Raw genomic sequence first — 16,887 nt, 5'->3', positions numbered from 1 at the left:
GAAAACAAGCGTATTGATGAAGACCGGCCTTGCCATGGCCTCAGCCGCCGCCCACGAGCAGCAGGGCGATCGGCAGCGTGATGATCGATACCACTGTCTGCACGGTGACGACCGCAGAATAGAGCCGGGCGTCGCCGCCGAGCTGGCGGGCGAGCACGTAGCCGTTCATGGCGGTGGGAACGCTGGCGCCGAGCACCATGACAGTGAGCGTCATGCCGGTGATGCCGAAGGCCGTGGCAAGGGCGTAGGTGACCAGCGGAAACAGGATCAGCTTCAGCGCCACCGGCAGCAGGACCATCGGCTTTGGCCTCAGCGCGTCGGCAATCACCAGCCCCGCGCCGACCAGTAGCAGGCCCATGCCGAGCGCCGCGCGGGCGAGCAGATCGAGGGCGGCATAAAGCGGGTCGTAGATAGGTATGCCCAGAACGTTGATGATGATCGAGACGAGGGCGGCGATAATCATCGGGTTGGTGACGACATTGCGCACCATCACCCTGATGTCGGTCTTTTCCTCCGAAAACGAGACCAGCACGAGAACATTGATGATGTTGAGCGGCACGATCGTCGCCGTCATCATCAGCGAGATCACCGCCATGCCCTCAAGGCCGGCAAACTTGTCGGCGATCGCGAGCGCCACGAAGGCATTCCAGCGGGTTGTCGTCTGGAATACGGAGGTGAAGGCCGGTCGGCTGAGGCCTGTGCGCTTCAGGATGGGCCAGAGCGCGATTGAAAGCGTGGTTATCGCAGCGACGGCCAGAAGCGCGACCCAGCCGATGCTGCCGGCGTCGAGCGAGGAGAAATCCGCGCGCGCCAGCGTGGTGACCAGAAGTGCCGGAAACAGCACATAGTAGCCGAGCTGGTTGAGGCCGGACCAGAACGCCTCGCTGAACAGCGGAACGCGCTTCAACACCGCGCCGAAGGCGATGATGAGGAAGATCGGCAGGACACTTTCAAAGATGAGGAGCATGCGGTTTTCCGGCTGTGAATTGCGCTGCGGTTAACTTTGGCGAGGATCATTGCTTGCCAGATGGCTGCGGTTTCTGCCAGAGATAAGACGCAAAGGATAAAACAAATGCAGGAAGTCCGCTTGCGGCGTTATCAGGTGGCGATACTGGGCGTGTGTCTCGCATGCCTGCCGGTGGAGCTCGCCGTCAGCGGCGCGATCCTGCTGGCGATCGCTTTCGTGGATTACATGTTCGACCCCAACCGCATGATGCGCGGCGATCTGGAACCGATGCAGGAATAGCCCGTCATTGCTGCCGGGCGATGGCCGCCATGCGGTCGAGCGCGCCTTGCAGGATAAACGAGGCGGCCGCCGAATCGATCCGCCCGGCGCGTTTCTGGCGCGAGACATCCATCTCCAGCAGCGCGCGCTCCGCCGCCACCGTCGACAACCTCTCATCCCAGAAGCAGAACGGTAGGTCGGTCTTCTGCTCCATGCTGCGCACGAAGGCCCGGGTGGCCTGCACGCGCGGCCCGGCGCTGCCATCCATGTTCATCGGCAGGCCGATGATGAAGCCGGCGATCCGCTCCTTTTCTGCGAATGCCAGCAGCGTTTCGGCATCACGGGTGAACTTGGTCCGCTTCAGCACCGGGCGCGGCGTGGCAAACCGTCGCGACAGGTCGGAAACGGCAAGGCCGATGGTCTTGGTGCCGAGATCGAGCCCGGCAATGGCTGTGGCGGGGCCAAGCGCTGCGGCCAGCTCTTCAATGGTTTGCACTGTCATCGAATTTTCTTGGGTTTTTCTTCGCGCCTTTTGCCACGCTTTGATGGAAAATGGCGCGCTATCGCATTAGGTGTTGGAAGAACACTTAACGCCAGCAAGGAGGAAAAGCAAAATGAAGCTGACCTGGCTCGGGCATTCCGCGTTTCGTCTGGAAACCGCGAAGGCAACCATTCTCATTGACCCGTTCCTGAGCGGCAACCCGTCGTTCAAGGGCCTTGATCGCGAGGCTGCGGTCAAGGGCGTCACCCATATCCTGCTGACCCACGGCCATGGCGACCACCTTGGCGATACGGTGCCGATCGCCAAGGAGACGGGCGCGACCGTGCTTGCGAATGCGGACCTTGCCGCCTGGCTCGGCAAGCAGGGCGTGGAAAAGCTGGAGGCCGGCAATACCGGCGGCACGATCGATTTCGGAAGCTTCACCGTCACCTTCACCAACGCGCTGCATTCCTCCGCCTTTATCACCGAGGATGGCGTTTCCCACGCGCTCGGCAATCCCAACGGGCTGATGCTGCATATCGATGACGAGCCGACGACCTATCACATGGGCGATACCGATATCTTCGCCGACATGGCGCTGATCAACGAGCTGCACGCCCCGCAGGTGGGGCTGGTGCCGGTCGGCGATCGCTTCACCATGGGCGGCGCGGTGGCGGCGCTTGCCTGCCAGCGCTATTTCAACTTCGAGACGGTGCTGCCGATCCACTACGGCACATTCCCGATCATCGACCAGACGCCGGAGTCCTTCGTGACCGGCATGGCCTCGGGGCCGACGGAAGTGCTGACGCCGAAACCGGGCGAAACGGTCGAGATCTGATCGATTGCCCCGTTGCGAAGGGCGGTCCCGCCCTTTATAGCGTCAGGGACAGATTAGAACCGGAGAGCTTTCATGTCCGTAGACACCGCGACCGTAAAACGTGTTGCCAAGCTGGCCCGCATCGCCGTTGATGACGAGGCGGCCGAGCGCATGACCGGCGAGCTGAACGCGATCCTCGGTTTCGTCGAGCAGCTTGGCGAGGTCAATGTCGATGGCGTCGAGCCGATGACCTCGGTCATGCCGATGGCGATGAAGAAGCGCGAGGACGCCGTCACCGATGGCGACAAGGCCGACGATATCGTCGCCAACGCGCCCGAAACGGAACGCAATTTCTTCCTGGTGCCCAAGGTCGTCGAATAGACGCCCGAAGCCTCTCCCAGCGACCGCAACAAAGTGACGCACATGACCGAACTGACCAGCCTGACCATTGCCGAGGCCCGCGACAAGCTCAAGGGCAAGGAAATCACCGCGACCGAGTTGACGGCCGCCTATCTGAAGGCGATCGACGAGCACAATAGCGCGTTCAACGCCTATGTCGCGGTCACCCATGACCAGGCGACGGCGATGGCCAAGGCCTCCGACCTGAAGCTGTCGCAGGGCACCGCGGGCGCACTGGAAGGCATTCCGCTCGGCGTCAAGGATCTGTTTGGCACACGCGATGTGCACACCCAGGCGGCATCGCACATTCTCGACGGCTTCAAGCCGAAATATGAATCGACCGTGACCCAGAACCTCTGGGATGACGGCGCTGTGATGCTCGGCAAGCTGAACATGGACGAGTTCGCCATGGGCTCCTCCAACGAGACCTCTCATTACGGGCCGGTGATCAACCCGTGGAAGGCCAAGGGTTCGAATATGGATCTGGTGCCTGGCGGCTCGTCCGGCGGCTCGGCGGCGGCCGTCGCGGCGCATCTTTGCGCGGGGGCTACCGCGACCGATACCGGCGGCTCGATCCGCCAGCCAGCGGCGTTCACCGGCACGGTCGGCATCAAGCCCACCTATGGCCGCTGCTCGCGTTGGGGCGTGGTCGCCTTTGCCTCGTCGCTCGATCAGGCCGGCCCGATCGCGCGCGATGTGCGCGATGCGGCGATCCTGCTGAAATCCATGGCGAGCGTCGATGCCAAGGACACGACCTCGGTCGACCTGCCTGTTCCGGATTACGAGGCCGCCATCGGCCAGTCGGTGAAGGGCATGAAGATCGGCATCCCGAGGGAATACCGCGTCGACGGCATGCCGGAGGAAATCGAGAAGCTCTGGCAGCAGGGCATCGCCATCCTGAAGGATGCCGGCGCCGAGATCGTCGATATCTCGCTGCCGCACACCAAATACGCGCTGCCGGCTTACTACATCGTTGCCCCCGCCGAGGCCTCCTCCAACCTCGCCCGCTATGACGGCGTCCGCTACGGGTTGCGCGTGGACGGCAAGGACATTGCCGACATGTATGAAAAGACCCGCGCCGAAGGCTTCGGCAAGGAAGTGCAGCGCCGCATCATGATCGGCACCTATGTGCTTTCCGCCGGCTATTACGATGCCTATTACCTGAAGGCGCAGAAGGTGCGCACGCTGATCAAGCGCGACTTCGAAAACGTGTTCGCAGAAGGCGTCGACACCATCCTGACGCCGGCCACGCCATCGGCTGCCTTCGGCATCGCCGATCAGGACATGGCAAACGATCCGGTGAAGATGTATCTGAACGACATCTTCACGGTGACGGTCAACATGGCCGGCCTTCCCGGCATCTCCGTGCCCGCCGGCCTCAACCCCAAGGGCCTCCCGCTCGGCCTCCAGCTCATCGGCAAGCCTTTCGAGGAAGAGACGCTCTTCCGCACCGCCGCCGTGATGGAACAGGCTGTGGGCAGGTTCACGCCGGAGAAGTGGTGGTAGGAGAAGGGAGTCGGGAATGGAAGCTGACTACAACGAGATCATCGAACGTATTCGCCAGCTTCCGCCCGGAACTGTCATTCCAAAGCCTGAGGCGCGCGGCCCGTTCACGGTTAAAGGAATAGGAACGCGAAGAGGCGAGGACGCCCTCGTGTACTATATTCCAAATACCAAAGGCGGGCGTCCTCACCAGAAGGGCGTAACCTTCACGGAGTTTTCTAAGGCATTTGCCGAACTCACCCGCAGTGGAATGCTAACCCATGCTTGGGCCAACGCACACATACCTGAATGCGTCAGCAACGACTCTTGTAATTTCACTACGATCGGTGGCATTTTCTCGCTACTCGGCCACGCCCGATACGATCGGCGGGGTGTTTACGTGACAACGTGATGAGAGCCGTACTACGGCCGGCTACTTCTCCTGCGTCCTCATATAGGCCTTCAAAACCGCGTTGATGCGGGTCTGATAGCCTTTCCCCTGTGACCTGAACCACTCCAGAACATCGCTGTCGAGACGCATGGTGATCTGGGTCTTGGCGACGGGGTCGACCAGCTTTGCTTCGCGGAAGAACGCCTCGTCCAGTTCCGGAATGTCGCTGTAGTCGATATCGTCGTCTCGACGCTCGGCAAGGGTCTTAAGTTTTGCGTTTGATAGCGTCATTGAACAGAGCCCTTTCTCTTCTGTTGGCGCGCCGCGCTGAAATCAGACGGGTGCGGCCGTTCCGGTCCGTGTGCACCACCACGATAATCAGCAGGTTTTCGATCGAGCCTATGCTGGTGAAGCGGGCTTCTCCGTATTCGAAGCGGTCGTCGCGTTTCGTCAGCACCGGCCCTTCGAATATCCGGCAGGCGTCTTCGAAGCTGATACCGTGTTTTTCCAGATTTCTTTGGCTTTTGGCGCGGTCCCATTCAAATTCCATACGCCAAGTGTAGTTACAATTGTATTGCCCATCAATGGCGAATTCGTGACATTCCTGCGGCATCATTTTCCTGCCGGAACCGCGTGTCAATTCGGCCATATTCCAAGGGCTCTTGCCGGCCAAAACTGATTTGGAAGGCAAGGTTTGAAAACGTTTCCTCTGGTGATGCTGGCGGCCGTTGTGGCGCTGTCGGCCTGTACGCCCGCGCTCTCGCCGCAAAACGAGACCGCCGCGATCGATCATTTCGTAAGTCCGCTGGAGGGCAAGTCGGAGGCCGACGGGGCTGCCGGTCCCGATGACCGACTGCGACTGTCCTATGCTGCGGACAAGCCTACCCAGACATTGACGGCGGCCTCGAAGGCGCTGGACATGGTGCTGCAGCTTGGCAGCAACAAGATCAGCGTTTATCGCTACCGAGACCCGGAAAGCGGCAAGGCCGGCTATTTCGATGGCGACGGCAACAGGCTCGGCCAGTATCTGCTGCGCAATCCCGTGCCTGATGGTCGGGCGACATCGGGCTTCGGTCCGCGCCATCATCCCGTGCTTGGCTATTCGCGCATGCATTCGGGTGCGGACTGGGCCGCCCCTGTCGGCACGCCGATCTATGCCGCGGCCGACGGCACGGTGACCTTTGCAGGCTCCCATGGCGGCGACGGCAAGATGATCGAGATCGATCACGGGCACGGCTACAAGACCAGCTACAGCCACCAGAGCAAGTTCGCCGCAGGCGTGGCGGCGGGCAGCCATGTGGAGCAGGGGCAGCTGATCGGCTATGTCGGCAAGACCGGTCTCGTCACCGGCGCGCATCTGCACTACGAAGTCTCGATCAATGGCCGCAAGGTCGATCCGCGAAAGGTGCATTTCATCCGCGAGGGCAGGCTTGAGGGCACGGCGCTGGCCAAATTCAAGGACTATGTGAACGGAGACGACGACGCCTGACGACCCTTCGGGGTGTCGACGGAGGCCTGCACGCGTGAACGTCCTGCCTCGGGCTCACTCTGCCGGGCCGGTGATCAGCGCCGAGAGTTTGGCCGAGGCTTCGTTCAAAAGGCCGACATGGCCGATCGCCTCTTCCAGCGACAGCCGCTGCAAGGGAGCGTGGAAGGAAAGCGAGGAGACGAGGCGGCCGAAGGCATCGCGGATCGGCACGGCGACCGCGATCATGCCGTCCATGAATTCCTCATTGTCGGTGGAATAGCCGTTTTCGCGGATGCGTGCGATCTCCGCCATGACCGCCTCGGGCGTCGTCATGGTGTTGGCCGCGCGCGGCGTCAGCTCGGCGGCGTTCAGATAGCCTTTCAGATGCTTGTCATCGAGCGAGCTCAGATAGATCTTGCCGGCGGAGGTGCAGTAGAACGGCACCCGCGAGCCCACGGGGAGCTGGATCCTCAGCGGCCACTTGGTCTCCACACGCTCCAGATAGATCATCGCGTCGCGATCGGGCAGCGAGATGTTGCAGGTCTCGTTGATCTGTTCGGCCAGCGCCGTCAGGATCGCCTGACGGGCGGTGCGGATCCTCAGCGACGACATGATGCCCGCCGACATGATCCGGAGCCGGCTGCCGGGCGAATAGCCGCGGCCATCGATCTCGCGCTGGATGAAGCCCTCAGCCTCGAGCGTGGAGAACAGCCGGTGGATCGTCGGCTTGGGCAGGCCCAGCGCCTGGTTGACTTCCGTCGGCGTGACCGGCGCGCCCGCTTCGGCGAGCGCCTCCAGCACCATCAGCAGGCGAAGGTTGGTCGGTATCTGGCCGGTTTGATCGTCCACGGATTGCCACCGTTCACATTGGTCATTTCGGTTTGTCCGGGAACGGCATCGCCACTCCCGGCGGCATTATCTGTTCGGCAGTAGCATTGTCGAAAGCGAGGGCACAAGCGCCACCAGTATCCACACGGCGATAAGCGCCAGGATATAGGGATAGATATAGCGCAATATCCTGAAATAGGAGACGCCGGTCACGCCCGATGCCACGTAGAGGTTCAGCCCATAGGGCGGGGTGATGAAGCCGATCGAGGCGCCGACCAGGAAGATGACCGCGAACTGGATCGGGTCGACTCCGATCGAGGCTGCGATCGGCGCCAGGATCGGGGCCATGATGATCGTGGTCGGCAGGCTTTCGAGCACCATGCCGGTGATGAAGACGATCGCCATTGCCGTAAACAGCACCGGATAATAACCGCCCATGGAGCGCACGAAGCCGCCGATCGCCTCTTCCGCGCCCATGACCGAAAGGATCTGCTGCATGACCACCGAGATTGCGATCAGCGGGGCCAGAATGCCGGTGATCTGGGCCGAGCGCAGCGTGATCTTCGGAATATCGAGCGGGCTGAAGCCGCGCACCACCAGCATTTCGCCGTAGCTGCGTTCGCTCGGCGGGCGGTCCTCGCTCGGCGAACCCATCATCTTGTGCAGCGGCAGGCTGACGAAGCCGACGACGACGCAGAACGCGACCGTGACGGCGGCGGCCTCCGTCGGCGAGAACTTGCCGGTATAGATGCCCCACAGCACGATGCCGATGGCGAAGAAGCCGAGCCAGGAGCCGAGGCCGGTCTTGAAGACCCGGGACGGCTGCAGCCGGATCAAATGGCCCCAGCCATTGATCGTGCAGATGACCCAGCAGAACGCCATCATCGCGAGGCCCATCAATATGCCGGGAATGATGCCGGCGACGAACAGTTCGGAGATCGGCAGGTTCATCAGGAAGCCGTAGACGATGAAGATGATCGACGGCGGAATGATGATGCCCAGCGTGCCGCCGGCCGCGGCCGTCGCCGCCGAGAACCGCTCGTCATAGCCGCCCTTCTTCATTTCCGGATGCAGCATCGAGCCGATCGTGGCGGTGGTCGCGGAGTTGGAGCCGGAGATCGCCGCAAACAGCCCGCAGGCGCCGATCGCGGCCATGGCGAGCCCGCCGCGCAGCCAGCCGAGGCAGGAATAGGCGAAATCCGACATGCGCCGGGCGATGCCCGACTGGTTGATCAGGTCGCCGGTGAGGATGAACAGCGGCATGGCAAGCAGCGCAAAGCCATCGGTGAAGACATCGGACAGCGCGGAGCCGAGATTGTCGAGCGGCAGGCCGAGCAGCAGGCTCATGCCGATGACCCACACGCCGATGACCAGCAGCACCGGAACGCCGAGCAGGAAGACGCCGGTTGCGCCGAGCGAGATAAGGGTGATCCAGAGAGAATCGGACATCTAATGCTCCTCAGTCGCCGAATTGGGTCGTGGCGGAAATCAGCGGCGCGCCGTCCCGGTAGTTCTGGTAGTCGATCGCCAGATTTTCGAAGGCGCGGCCGGCCATCAGCAGAAAGCTGACCGGAACGGAGGTGAGAAGCCACCATTGCAGCACATTGTCGGTGCCGAGCAGGATCTGGAAATTGGCGGCGGAGTTGAAGACCACCCGCGTCGAGGTGACGATGACCACCCAGGAGAATACCAGCCAGAGTGCCGCGTCCAGCACGAGGCAGGCGAACTGCCCGGCGCGCGGCATCATGGCCCGGAACTCGGCGAAACTCAGATGGTTGCGGAACTTCATGTTATAGGCGCAGCCCGCCCAGGTCATGAACAGGAAAAGGAACGGGGGCAGGGTGGTCGACCACGGTTCCTGAACGGAAAAGACGAAGCGGCGGAAGACTTCCACCGAGAGAATGGTGGCGATCAGGAGGTAGGACCAGATCATGACCGTCTTTTCGAGATGTCTTTCGAGGAAGGGCAGGCGGGCGTAGATGAACGCCACCAGCAGACCACCCACAATCGTCACAACCAGACCAACGAGCCATGCGCCATCGGAGCGCATCGCCTCGCTGATCGTCCAAGAATCCCAGCTTCCGATCGCCGTGACGATCGACCAGGCTCCGCCAAACAACGAATCCAAGGTCATTCTCCTCCCAAAATGCGGGCATGATTACCGGCAGCCGGCATTCCTCCCCGAAATGCCGGCCGCCATCTTTTTCTACCGGTTCAGGTCAGCTCTTCCACCAGCGGCGCGGCTCGACGTTTTCCGGCTTCATATCGGCCGGAACCTGCCGCGCGATGGCGCTGATCTCGGTATAGGTGTCGATGCCGCCCGCCCAGTTATTGAGGCGCTCGCGCCACTGTTCCCACGGTTCCGGATTGTATTCCGGCGAGCACATTTCTTCCGCCATCTTGATCTGGTCGTCGGCAAGGAAGGCCGGGCGGACATTGTTGTCGGCAAACACCGTATTGGGAAGCTGCGGATCGGAGAAGCCGACCGTCTTCACAAGTGCGGCTTCGTTCGCGCCCTGGATCACGGCCTGGGTGAAGTAAGAGGACTCCATCACCGCATCCTGCACTTCGGGCTCGAAACTGTCGAAAACCTTGGCGTTCATCGAGGTGTGCTCGGTGCCGCAGAAGAATTTCAGGTCCACCGACTGCGAGACCACCGGCGCCATATTGGCGTAGGCCACTGCAGACGCCCAGGTTTCGGCGCCGTCGATCAGCCCCTGCTTCAGGCCGTCCAGCGTTTCCTCCCAGGCGATCGGAACCGGGTTGAGGTTCAGAAGCTGCATGGCGATGCGGCCGAGCTGGGTGCCGGTCACGCGGTTCTTGGTGCCGAATAGTTCCTCGAGCTTGGTGATGGTTGGCTTGTCGGAATATTTGAGCCCGAGCTGGATGCCGCGCAGTTCGCAATGGGTGAACAGGAATTTCAGCCCGTGGCGCTTTTCCAGCGGGTCGCGCAGGATGCGCTGCGATTCCGGGCTGTAGAAGAAGTGATACTGCGATGCGCGGCCCGGGAACATGTAGGCATAGTCGAGCACGTTCAGATAAGGCGCGCCGCCGGCCGAATTCTGGGTCGAGGCGGTGTATATATCGACAATGCCGAGCTGGGTCTTTTCGACGCAGTTGAGCTGGCCGCAGATCTGGTTGTCCCCGATGAACTCGACGCGGACCAGCCCGTTGGTGCGTTCTTCCAGGTCGCGGGCAAATTCCAGGCAGCCGACGCGTTCGATCAGCGTGTTCTGGGCGTTGAAGCCGGCCGCGCCATATTTCAGCGTGTATTTCGGCTCGTTGCCGAAGCGTTTTTCGTATGTGGATTCAACGGCTTTCGCCAGCCTCGGCAGCGTGACCACGCCCGCCATGGAGCTTGCCGCCAACAGCGTCGAGCTCAACCCGAAACGTCCCGATAATTTGAAAAGATCGCGGCGCGATATGTTGCGCAGCTTCTCGTCCAGTCCCGACATTTTCTTCCCTCCCTATGAAAAAATGAGACTTGCGGTATCGAAATCAATCATATATCGAATGCCCTTGCAAGATACTTTCGTCGCTTCGGCGGCAAATTCAGGGCTTGAGGGGGGCTCATGGAGCGGCTGGAAGCAGATTATGTGATCGTCGGCGCGGGCTCCGCCGGCTGCGTCATCGCCAACCGGCTGAGCGCCGATCCGAATGTCAGCGTCGTGCTGCTGGAGGCGGGGCCGGCGGATCGCAATCCGTGGATTCACATTCCGGTCGGCTACTTCAAGACCATGCACAATCCGACGGTTGACTGGTGCTACAAGACCGAACCGGACCCCGGCCTTAATGGCCGTTCGCTCGACTGGCCGCGCGGCAAGGTGCTCGGCGGCTCCTCCTCCCTCAACGGGCTGCTTTACGTGCGCGGCCAGTCGAGCGACTACGACCGCTGGGCCCAAATGGGCAATCGCGGCTGGAGCTGGGAGGACGTGCTGCCGCTGTTCAAGCGCTCGGAAAACCAGGAGCGCGGCGCGGACGAATTTCATGGCGCCGAGGGCGAGCTCTCGGTCTCCAATATGCGGCTGCAGCGCCCGATCTGCGATGCCTGGGTGGCGGCCGCCACTGCGGCGGGCTACCCGTTCAATCCGGATTATAATGGCGAGACCCAGGAGGGCGTCGGCTACTTTCAGCTCACCGCCCGCAAGGGCCGGCGCTGCAGCGCCGCCGTCGCCTTCCTCAACCCGGTCAAGAACCGCCCCAACCTGAAGATCGTCACCGGCGCGCTGGTGAAAAAGGTCGAGATCGAGAACGGCCGCGCCACCGGCGTCAGCTATCTGGCGCATGGCAGAAGCGATGCGCTGGTGGCCTGCCGGCGCGAGGTGATCCTGTCGTCGGGCACGATCAACTCGCCGCAACTGCTGATGCTATCGGGCATCGGCGACGGCGCGAAGCTCAAGGACAACGGCATCGAGGTCATCCGTCACGCGCCGGATGTCGGGCGCAACCTGCAGGACCATCTCCAGGCCCGCCTCGTGTTCAAATGCAACGAGCCGACGCTGAACGACGAGGTCCGCTCGCTTTTCAATCAGGCCCGGATCGCGCTGAAATACGCAATGTTCCGCGCGGGTCCCATGGCGATGGCGGCGAGCCTTGCCACCGGCTTCATGCGCACCGGCGACCATGTGGAAACGCCGGATATCCAGTTCCATGTCCAGCCATGGTCGGCCGATAATCCCGGCGAGGGCGTGCATCCGTTTTCCGCCTTCACCATGTCGGTCTGCCAGTTGCGGCCCGAAAGTCGCGGCGAGATCGTGCTCAACGGCCCGGATCCGCGCACCTATCCCAAGATCTTCCCGCATTATCTTTCGACCGAGACCGACCGGCGCACCATTGTCGAGGGCGTGAAGATCGCCCGCAGGATCGCCCGCCACGCGCCGCTGAAGTCGAAGATCGCCGAGGAATTCAGGCCTACCGCCGATCTTGCTATGGACGATTACGAGGGCACGCTCGACTGGGCGCGCAACTATACCGCCTCGATCTATCATCCGACCGGCACATGCCGCATGGGCCAGGACGAGCGCGCGGTCGTCGACGAGCGTCTAAGGGTTCGCGGCGTCGCCGGGCTTCGCGTCGCCGATTGTTCGATCATGCCGGAGATCGTTTCCGGCAACACCAATGCGCCGGCGATCATGATCGGCGAGAAATGCAGCGATCTCGTGCGCGAGGACAACCGGCAGATCGCCTGACACCCTATATAATTTCCTAGAGGAGACTACCCATGAAAATGACCACCGAAGAAGCCTTCGTCAAAGTCCTTCAGATGCATGGCATCGAGCACGCCTTCGGGATCATCGGCTCGGCCATGATGCCGATTTCCGACCTGTTTCCGCAGGCCGGCATCGAATTCTGGGACTGTGCCCATGAATGCAATGCCGGAATGATGGCCGACGGCTACAGCCGCGCTTCCGGAAAGATGTCGATGGTCGTTGCCCAGAACGGGCCGGGCATCACCTCGCTGGTCACGCCCGTCAAGACCGCCTACTGGAACCACACGCCGCTTCTGGTCGTCACCCCGCAGGCCGCCAACAAGACCATGGGGCAGGGCGGCTTCCAGGAAGTGGAGCAGATGGCGCTGTTCAAGGACATGGTCGCCTATCAGGAAGAAGTGCGCGACGCCTCGCGCATCGCCGAGGTGCTGAACCGCGTGATCCTTAAGGCCAAGCGCGCCTGTGGCCCGGCGCAGATCAACATTCCGCGCGATTTCTGGACCCAGGTCATCGATATCGAACTGCCGGCGATCGTCGAGTTCGAACGTCCCTCCGGCGGCGAACAGGCGATCGACCGCGCCGCGAAATTGCTCAGCGAAGCCAAATTTCCGGTGATCCTGAACGGCGCCGGCGTCGTTCTCGGCGGCGCGATTGAAGCCTCGAAGGCGCTTGCCGAACGGCTCGATGCGCCGGTCTGCGTCGGCTATCAGCATAATGATGCCTTCCCGGGCAACCATCCGCTGTTTGCCGGCCCGCTCGGCTATAACGGCTCCAAGGCCGCGATGGAACTGATCGCCAAGGCCGATGTGGTGCTGGCGCTCGGCACCCGGCTTAACCCGTTCTCGACGCTGCCGGGCTACGGCATCGACTACTGGCCCAAGGATGCTGCGATCATTCAGGTCGACATCAATCCGGACCGCATCGGCCTCACCAAGCCGGTCACCGTCGGCATTGTCGGCGATTCGAAGAAGGTCGCGACCGGCATTCTCGACAGGCTTGCCGGCAATGCCGGCGATATCGACCGCGACGACCGCAAGGCGCTGATCGCCAAGACCAAATCGGCCTGGGCGCAGGAACTGACCTCGCTCGACCACGAGGAAGACGATGAGGGCACTACCTGGAACGAACGCGCCCGCGCCCGCGAGCCGGAGCGGATGAGCCCGCGCATGGCATGGCGCGCGATCCAGCAGACTCTGCCTAAGAATGCGATCATTACCTCCGATATCGGCAATAACTGCGCGATCGGCAACGCCTATCCGACCTTTGAGGAGGGCCGCAAATATCTGGCGCCCGGCCTGTTCGGCCCCTGCGGCTACGGCTTCCCGGCGATCGTCGGCGCCAAGATCGGCCAGCCGGATACCCCGGTTGTCGGTTTTGCGGGTGATGGCGCGTTCGGCATTTCCATGAACGAGATGGTATCGCTGAAGCGGGACAACTGGCCGGCGATCACCATGGTGATCTTCCGCAACTACCAGTGGGGCGCGGAAAAGCGCAACACCACGCTGTGGTTCGACGACAATTTCGTAGGCACCGAACTTTCGCTCGATGTTCGCTACGCCGATATCGCCAAGGCCTGCGGCGTCGAGGGCGTGCAGGTGACCTCGATGGAGCAGCTTTCCACGGAACTCGACAAGGCCGTCGAGCGCCAGATGAAGGAAAGGAAGACGACCTTCATCGAAGTGGTGCTGAACCAGGAGCTGGGCGAGCCCTTCCGCCGGGATGCGATGAAGAAGCCGGTCTCGGTCGCCGGCATCAACCGGGCGGACATGCGCAAGCAGGCCGTTTGAGACCTTGAACGAGGCAATGGCGGGGCAAGCCTTCCCGCCATTGCCTATTGAAAATCAGGCGGCGGGCGACCTTGCCAATCACCCCTGAAATGCTTTTTATGGGCCCGTCGTCCCGATCAGCGCAATCAGACCCGCAGGGTGAGAACATGAACCAGCTAGAAAAGATTTTCGCCAACGCAAAGCGGCTGGAGAAGACGATCATTCTGCCCGAATCGAATGACCGGCGCGTGCTGGAGGCAGCCTGCAAGGCAGCCGAAATGGGCGTCGCCCGCATCATTCTGGTCGGCGTAAAGAGCGATATCGACAAGCTCTGCGCCGAGATCGGCATAACCTGCCCCGAAGCCATAGAGGTGGTTGCCCCGGAAAGCTCAACCCTCCTGCCCGAGCTCTCCAGGCTCTATTTCACGCTGCGCAAGCATAAGGGCGTCACCGAGGAGGATGCCGACAAGGCCGCGCGCAATCCTTATGTTTTCGCGGCCCTGATGGTGAAGGCCGGGCATGCGGACGGCACGGTCTCGGGCGCGGCCTGTTCGACCGCCGATGTGGTTCGCACCGCGATCCAGGTGATCGGGGCTGCCCCCGGCACCCGACTTGTCTCCAGCTTCTTCCTGATGATGCTGGAGGCCGACCACCATCCCAAGAAGGGCGCCTTCCTGTTTTCCGATTGCGGGCTGGTGATCGATCCGGATGCGGCGGAGCTCAGCAAGATAGCGATCGCGGCGGCCGGCTCCTACACCATGCTCACCGGGGATACGCCGCGCGTGGCTATGCTGTCCTTCGCCACCCGCGGCAGCGCCTCACACCCCATGGTCGACAAGGTCGAGCAGGCGGTGAAGCTGGTGCGGCTCAACCGGCCGGATCTCGCGGTCGATGGCGCGCTGCAGTTCGATGCCGCCTTCGTTCCCGCAATCGCCAAATCCAAGGGGGCCGGCGAACCGCTCGGCGGGGAAGCCAATATCTTCATCTTTCCCGATCTGCAGGCCGGCAATATCGGCTACAAGATCGCCCAGCGCATCGGCGGCGCGTCGGCCATCGGGCCGGTGCTGCAGGGGCTCGACAAGCCGGCCAATGATCTCTCGCGCGGCTGCTCGGCTGAGGACGTGCTCGATATGATCGCGGTGACCGCCTGTCAGGCGGGTGCGCCGAAATGAGACAATCGCGCGGAAAACGGGTCGCCCTTCATCCCCTCATGAGGTGAGGGCGCATGCCCGACCTTGCCATTTCCTTTCCGGTGTTCGCCGGCTTCGCGGCCTGTCTGGCTGTGGGCGCTTTCCTGCGCGGTCTGGCCGGCTTCGGCATGGCGCTGGTCGCGATGCCATTTCTGGTGCTGTTGGTGCCGCCGGCCGATGCCGTGCTTGCCGTGCTGGTGGTGCAGATCACGCTGACCCTGATCGACCTTCCGGAATGCATCGGCCATGCCGATCGCCGTGCCGTCGGCCTGCTGACGCTCGCCGCCATCTTCGGAACGCCGGTCGGGCTGCTGTTCATCTCCGTCGTGCCGCTCTGGCTGGCGCAGATCGTCATCGGCTCGATCACGGCCGGGGCGGCGGCGGCGCTGTTCTTCAGATTCTCGCTTGGACCCCGGCCGGGTGCAGTCTCCACCACTGCGGTCGGGTTTTTCGCCGGCCTGTTCAGCGGTCTTGCCGCGGCCCCCGGCCCGCCGGTCGTGGCCTATTTTCTGGCGCGCGAGGTGCCGGCGCGCACCAAGCGCGCCTCGATGATCATCCTGTTTGCGATCCTTGCCGTGTTCGCGCTGGCGACGGCGGCTTTCAAAGGCGCGCTTCACCTCCACGTCGTCCTGCTCGGACTGTTCTCCGCGCCGCTATGCGCCGGCGGCTCCGCGCTCGGCGCCTACTTCTTCCGGCGCGGCTCGGAGACCAGCTACCGCAATGTGGCGCTTCTGGCGATGGTATGCTCGGCGCTGTTTGCAATCGTTCTTGGATTGGACGGCATTTTACGCGGATAGGCGATATCTGTTGGTCAAGCAGCCATCAGAGCGCTGTTTTCTCGTCGCTGGCAGGCCGTTCAAGCCTGTCATGTTCGAACAGTCCCGGATACGCCACGCCAACTTTCGCCTGGAGGCCGCACCACCAGTGTCGGTTGGCTGGGCAGTTGATCGGATGTTCCAGATCAGGCATGCCGTTTACCCGCTTCTTGCCCGGGTTCTGACGCGCGAATGTTATGAGCGGTCCGAGAAAGAAGGAGCGCGTTGTCAGGAATGGGCGGTTGGACCAGCTGACGCAATCGGAATGCGTGAGGTAAAATTCGTCTTCCAGTTTTTGAATGAAGCGGTTGCCGTTCGCGATTGTGCCGGGCATAGCAAGGGACTCATGAACGCGCAATCGCGCGGCCCGCGGACGCAGATAAGCGCGGAGCTTCTTTCGCAGCGGCTCCTCGCTTTTCCAATAGCGCAGAAAACGTTTCGACACTCTGTCGGGGCGGCCGGACACTTGGAAGACATCCATCTCGTGCTGGTCGAACAGGATGATCGCGCGTCTTAGTAGGGCCGGAGCCTTCTCCTTGTCGACGAAGACATTGTCGCTCTCCACGATCAGGATGCGCTCAGTTTCAAGGCTTTCCGCGCAGCGCGCCAGCCCTTCCTGAATGCCAAGATTGCTCTCCGTCGCGACCGGAACGAACCCGAACTTGCGGGCGATATCCATTTCCTCCGGACTGCCTTCCTGACAGATCACCTTGCGCTCTGAAAACAGGTCGCTGACCGGCGCCAGGGAATGCAGGGTTCGTTCCAGCGTTCTCGGAGACTTCCACGTCAGGACGGAAAGCCCAACTTCCGGGAGG

Annotated in this window: 19 protein-coding genes; 10 read left to right on the top strand and 9 right to left on the bottom strand. The window is 62.2% G+C overall.

Going from position 1 to position 16,887, the window contains the following annotated elements; translation table 11 throughout:
• Nucleotides 1–40: 40 nt before the first annotated feature.
• Nucleotides 41–967: an AEC family transporter gene (locus V6767_RS11355; protein WP_448473606.1), complete on the bottom strand. Its 927-nt coding sequence runs from the start codon at nucleotides 965–967 to the stop codon at nucleotides 41–43.
• A gap of 105 nt (nucleotides 968–1,072) precedes the next feature.
• Between V6767_RS11355 and V6767_RS11350 the strand changes: the two genes are divergently transcribed.
• On the top strand, nucleotides 1,073–1,246 hold the full coding sequence (locus tag V6767_RS11350; RefSeq protein ID WP_448473605.1) for a hypothetical protein: 174 nt from the start codon (nucleotides 1,073–1,075) through the stop codon (nucleotides 1,244–1,246).
• A gap of 4 nt (nucleotides 1,247–1,250) precedes the next feature.
• Here V6767_RS11350 and ruvX read toward each other — a convergent pair whose 3' ends face one another.
• Nucleotides 1,251–1,727 carry a Holliday junction resolvase RuvX gene (ruvX, locus tag V6767_RS11345; RefSeq protein WP_448473604.1) on the bottom strand — a complete coding sequence of 159 codons (477 nt, stop codon included), beginning with the start codon at nucleotides 1,725–1,727 and terminating at the stop codon, nucleotides 1,251–1,253.
• A 112-nt stretch (nucleotides 1,728–1,839) separates the two neighbouring features.
• On the opposite strand from ruvX, the gene V6767_RS11340 reads away from it, so the two are divergent.
• The 4 genes from V6767_RS11340 to V6767_RS11325 all read left to right on the top strand — a co-directional run bounded on the left by V6767_RS11340 (nucleotide 1,840) and on the right by V6767_RS11325 (nucleotide 4,816).
• A complete protein-coding gene (locus tag V6767_RS11340; protein WP_448473603.1) occupies nucleotides 1,840–2,544 on the top strand; it encodes a metal-dependent hydrolase in 705 nt (234 codons plus the stop codon).
• A gap of 72 nt (nucleotides 2,545–2,616) precedes the next feature.
• The gene (gene gatC / locus V6767_RS11335) at nucleotides 2,617–2,904 is read left to right on the top strand and encodes an Asp-tRNA(Asn)/Glu-tRNA(Gln) amidotransferase subunit GatC (protein WP_448427572.1); all 288 of its coding nucleotides are present in this window, start codon (nucleotides 2,617–2,619) and stop codon (nucleotides 2,902–2,904) included.
• Nucleotides 2,905–2,946: 42 nt separating this feature from the next.
• Entirely contained in the window at nucleotides 2,947–4,428 is a 1,482-nt protein-coding gene (gatA, locus tag V6767_RS11330) for an Asp-tRNA(Asn)/Glu-tRNA(Gln) amidotransferase subunit GatA (RefSeq protein WP_448473602.1), read from the top strand.
• Between the two features lie 16 nt (nucleotides 4,429–4,444).
• Nucleotides 4,445–4,816: a hypothetical protein gene (locus tag V6767_RS11325; protein WP_448473601.1), complete on the top strand. Its 372-nt coding sequence runs from the start codon at nucleotides 4,445–4,447 to the stop codon at nucleotides 4,814–4,816.
• 21 nt (nucleotides 4,817–4,837) lie between these two features.
• Here the strand turns inward: V6767_RS11325 and V6767_RS11320 are convergent, their stop codons facing one another.
• Nucleotides 4,838–5,086: a BrnA antitoxin family protein gene (locus V6767_RS11320; RefSeq protein WP_448473600.1), complete on the bottom strand. Its 249-nt coding sequence runs from the start codon at nucleotides 5,084–5,086 to the stop codon at nucleotides 4,838–4,840.
• Nucleotides 5,061–5,444 carry a BrnT family toxin gene (locus V6767_RS11315; protein ID WP_448473599.1) on the bottom strand — a complete coding sequence of 128 codons (384 nt, stop codon included), beginning with the start codon at nucleotides 5,442–5,444 and terminating at the stop codon, nucleotides 5,061–5,063. Before V6767_RS11315 ends, V6767_RS11320 begins: the two co-directional genes overlap by 26 nt.
• Nucleotides 5,445–5,489: 45 nt before the next feature.
• On the opposite strand from V6767_RS11315, the gene V6767_RS11310 reads away from it, so the two are divergent.
• On the top strand, nucleotides 5,490–6,284 hold the full coding sequence (locus V6767_RS11310; protein ID WP_448473598.1) for a M23 family metallopeptidase: 795 nt from the start codon (nucleotides 5,490–5,492) through the stop codon (nucleotides 6,282–6,284).
• A 54-nt stretch (nucleotides 6,285–6,338) separates the two neighbouring features.
• Here the strand turns inward: V6767_RS11310 and V6767_RS11305 are convergent, their stop codons facing one another.
• From V6767_RS11305 to V6767_RS11290, 4 genes are all read right to left on the bottom strand, one after another.
• Nucleotides 6,339–7,112: an IclR family transcriptional regulator gene (locus V6767_RS11305; protein WP_448473597.1), complete on the bottom strand. Its 774-nt coding sequence runs from the start codon at nucleotides 7,110–7,112 to the stop codon at nucleotides 6,339–6,341.
• Between the two features lie 66 nt (nucleotides 7,113–7,178).
• Nucleotides 7,179–8,540: a TRAP transporter large permease gene (locus V6767_RS11300; RefSeq protein WP_448473596.1), complete on the bottom strand. Its 1,362-nt coding sequence runs from the start codon at nucleotides 8,538–8,540 to the stop codon at nucleotides 7,179–7,181.
• A 10-nt stretch (nucleotides 8,541–8,550) separates the two neighbouring features.
• On the bottom strand, nucleotides 8,551–9,225 hold the full coding sequence (locus tag V6767_RS11295; protein ID WP_448473595.1) for a TRAP transporter small permease: 675 nt from the start codon (nucleotides 9,223–9,225) through the stop codon (nucleotides 8,551–8,553).
• 85 nt (nucleotides 9,226–9,310) lie between these two features.
• Nucleotides 9,311–10,546, bottom strand: a complete 1,236-nt coding sequence (locus tag V6767_RS11290) for a TRAP transporter substrate-binding protein (protein WP_448473594.1) — start codon at nucleotides 10,544–10,546, stop codon at nucleotides 9,311–9,313.
• A gap of 117 nt (nucleotides 10,547–10,663) precedes the next feature.
• Here V6767_RS11290 and V6767_RS11285 point away from each other — a divergent pair, with 117 nt between their 5' ends.
• From V6767_RS11285 to V6767_RS11270, 4 genes are all read left to right on the top strand, one after another.
• The gene (locus tag V6767_RS11285; RefSeq protein ID WP_448473593.1) at nucleotides 10,664–12,280 is read left to right on the top strand and encodes a GMC family oxidoreductase; all 1,617 of its coding nucleotides are present in this window, start codon (nucleotides 10,664–10,666) and stop codon (nucleotides 12,278–12,280) included.
• A gap of 32 nt (nucleotides 12,281–12,312) precedes the next feature.
• Nucleotides 12,313–14,088, top strand: a complete 1,776-nt coding sequence (xsc, locus tag V6767_RS11280; RefSeq protein WP_448473592.1) for a sulfoacetaldehyde acetyltransferase — start codon at nucleotides 12,313–12,315, stop codon at nucleotides 14,086–14,088.
• 146 nt (nucleotides 14,089–14,234) lie between these two features.
• Nucleotides 14,235–15,239 carry a phosphate acetyltransferase gene (pta, locus tag V6767_RS11275; protein WP_448473591.1) on the top strand — a complete coding sequence of 335 codons (1,005 nt, stop codon included), beginning with the start codon at nucleotides 14,235–14,237 and terminating at the stop codon, nucleotides 15,237–15,239.
• A gap of 53 nt (nucleotides 15,240–15,292) precedes the next feature.
• The gene (locus tag V6767_RS11270; protein ID WP_448473590.1) at nucleotides 15,293–16,054 is read left to right on the top strand and encodes a sulfite exporter TauE/SafE family protein; all 762 of its coding nucleotides are present in this window, start codon (nucleotides 15,293–15,295) and stop codon (nucleotides 16,052–16,054) included.
• A gap of 25 nt (nucleotides 16,055–16,079) precedes the next feature.
• Here V6767_RS11270 and V6767_RS11265 read toward each other — a convergent pair whose 3' ends face one another.
• Nucleotides 16,080–16,751, bottom strand: coding sequence for a hypothetical protein (locus V6767_RS11265; RefSeq protein ID WP_448473589.1), 672 nt, complete (start codon nucleotides 16,749–16,751; stop codon nucleotides 16,080–16,082).
• Nucleotides 16,752–16,887 lie beyond the last annotated feature (136 nt).

This window comes from Martelella sp. FLE1502 (assembly GCF_053484255.1).
Note: the sequence above shows the minus strand (reverse complement) of the source record. Positions and strands in the feature narration are given on the sequence as shown.

What these genes read in the sequence shown, in the direction of transcription:
- V6767_RS11295 (WP_448473595.1), bottom strand. Translation starts at nt 9,225, where the DNA reads ATGACCTTGGATTCGTTGTTTGGCGGAGCCTGGTCGATCGTCACGGCG.
- V6767_RS11315 (WP_448473599.1), bottom strand. Translation starts at nt 5,444, where the DNA reads ATGGCCGAATTGACACGCGGTTCCGGCAGGAAAATGATGCCGCAGGAA.
- pta (WP_448473591.1), top strand. Translation starts at nt 14,235, where the DNA reads ATGAACCAGCTAGAAAAGATTTTCGCCAACGCAAAGCGGCTGGAGAAG.
- V6767_RS11340 (WP_448473603.1), top strand. Translation starts at nt 1,840, where the DNA reads ATGAAGCTGACCTGGCTCGGGCATTCCGCGTTTCGTCTGGAAACCGCG.
- V6767_RS11270 (WP_448473590.1), top strand. Translation starts at nt 15,293, where the DNA reads ATGCCCGACCTTGCCATTTCCTTTCCGGTGTTCGCCGGCTTCGCGGCC.
- V6767_RS11350 (WP_448473605.1), top strand. Translation starts at nt 1,073, where the DNA reads ATGCAGGAAGTCCGCTTGCGGCGTTATCAGGTGGCGATACTGGGCGTG.
- V6767_RS11300 (WP_448473596.1), bottom strand. Translation starts at nt 8,540, where the DNA reads ATGTCCGATTCTCTCTGGATCACCCTTATCTCGCTCGGCGCAACCGGC.
- gatC (WP_448427572.1), top strand. Translation starts at nt 2,617, where the DNA reads ATGTCCGTAGACACCGCGACCGTAAAACGTGTTGCCAAGCTGGCCCGC.
- xsc (WP_448473592.1), top strand. Translation starts at nt 12,313, where the DNA reads ATGAAAATGACCACCGAAGAAGCCTTCGTCAAAGTCCTTCAGATGCAT.
- ruvX (WP_448473604.1), bottom strand. Translation starts at nt 1,727, where the DNA reads ATGACAGTGCAAACCATTGAAGAGCTGGCCGCAGCGCTTGGCCCCGCC.
- V6767_RS11325 (WP_448473601.1), top strand. Translation starts at nt 4,445, where the DNA reads ATGGAAGCTGACTACAACGAGATCATCGAACGTATTCGCCAGCTTCCG.
- V6767_RS11285 (WP_448473593.1), top strand. Translation starts at nt 10,664, where the DNA reads ATGGAGCGGCTGGAAGCAGATTATGTGATCGTCGGCGCGGGCTCCGCC.
- V6767_RS11265 (WP_448473589.1), bottom strand. Translation starts at nt 16,751, where the DNA reads ATGGATATCGCCCGCAAGTTCGGGTTCGTTCCGGTCGCGACGGAGAGC.
- V6767_RS11290 (WP_448473594.1), bottom strand. Translation starts at nt 10,546, where the DNA reads ATGTCGGGACTGGACGAGAAGCTGCGCAACATATCGCGCCGCGATCTT.
- V6767_RS11320 (WP_448473600.1), bottom strand. Translation starts at nt 5,086, where the DNA reads ATGACGCTATCAAACGCAAAACTTAAGACCCTTGCCGAGCGTCGAGAC.
- gatA (WP_448473602.1), top strand. Translation starts at nt 2,947, where the DNA reads ATGACCGAACTGACCAGCCTGACCATTGCCGAGGCCCGCGACAAGCTC.
- V6767_RS11355 (WP_448473606.1), bottom strand. Translation starts at nt 967, where the DNA reads ATGCTCCTCATCTTTGAAAGTGTCCTGCCGATCTTCCTCATCATCGCC.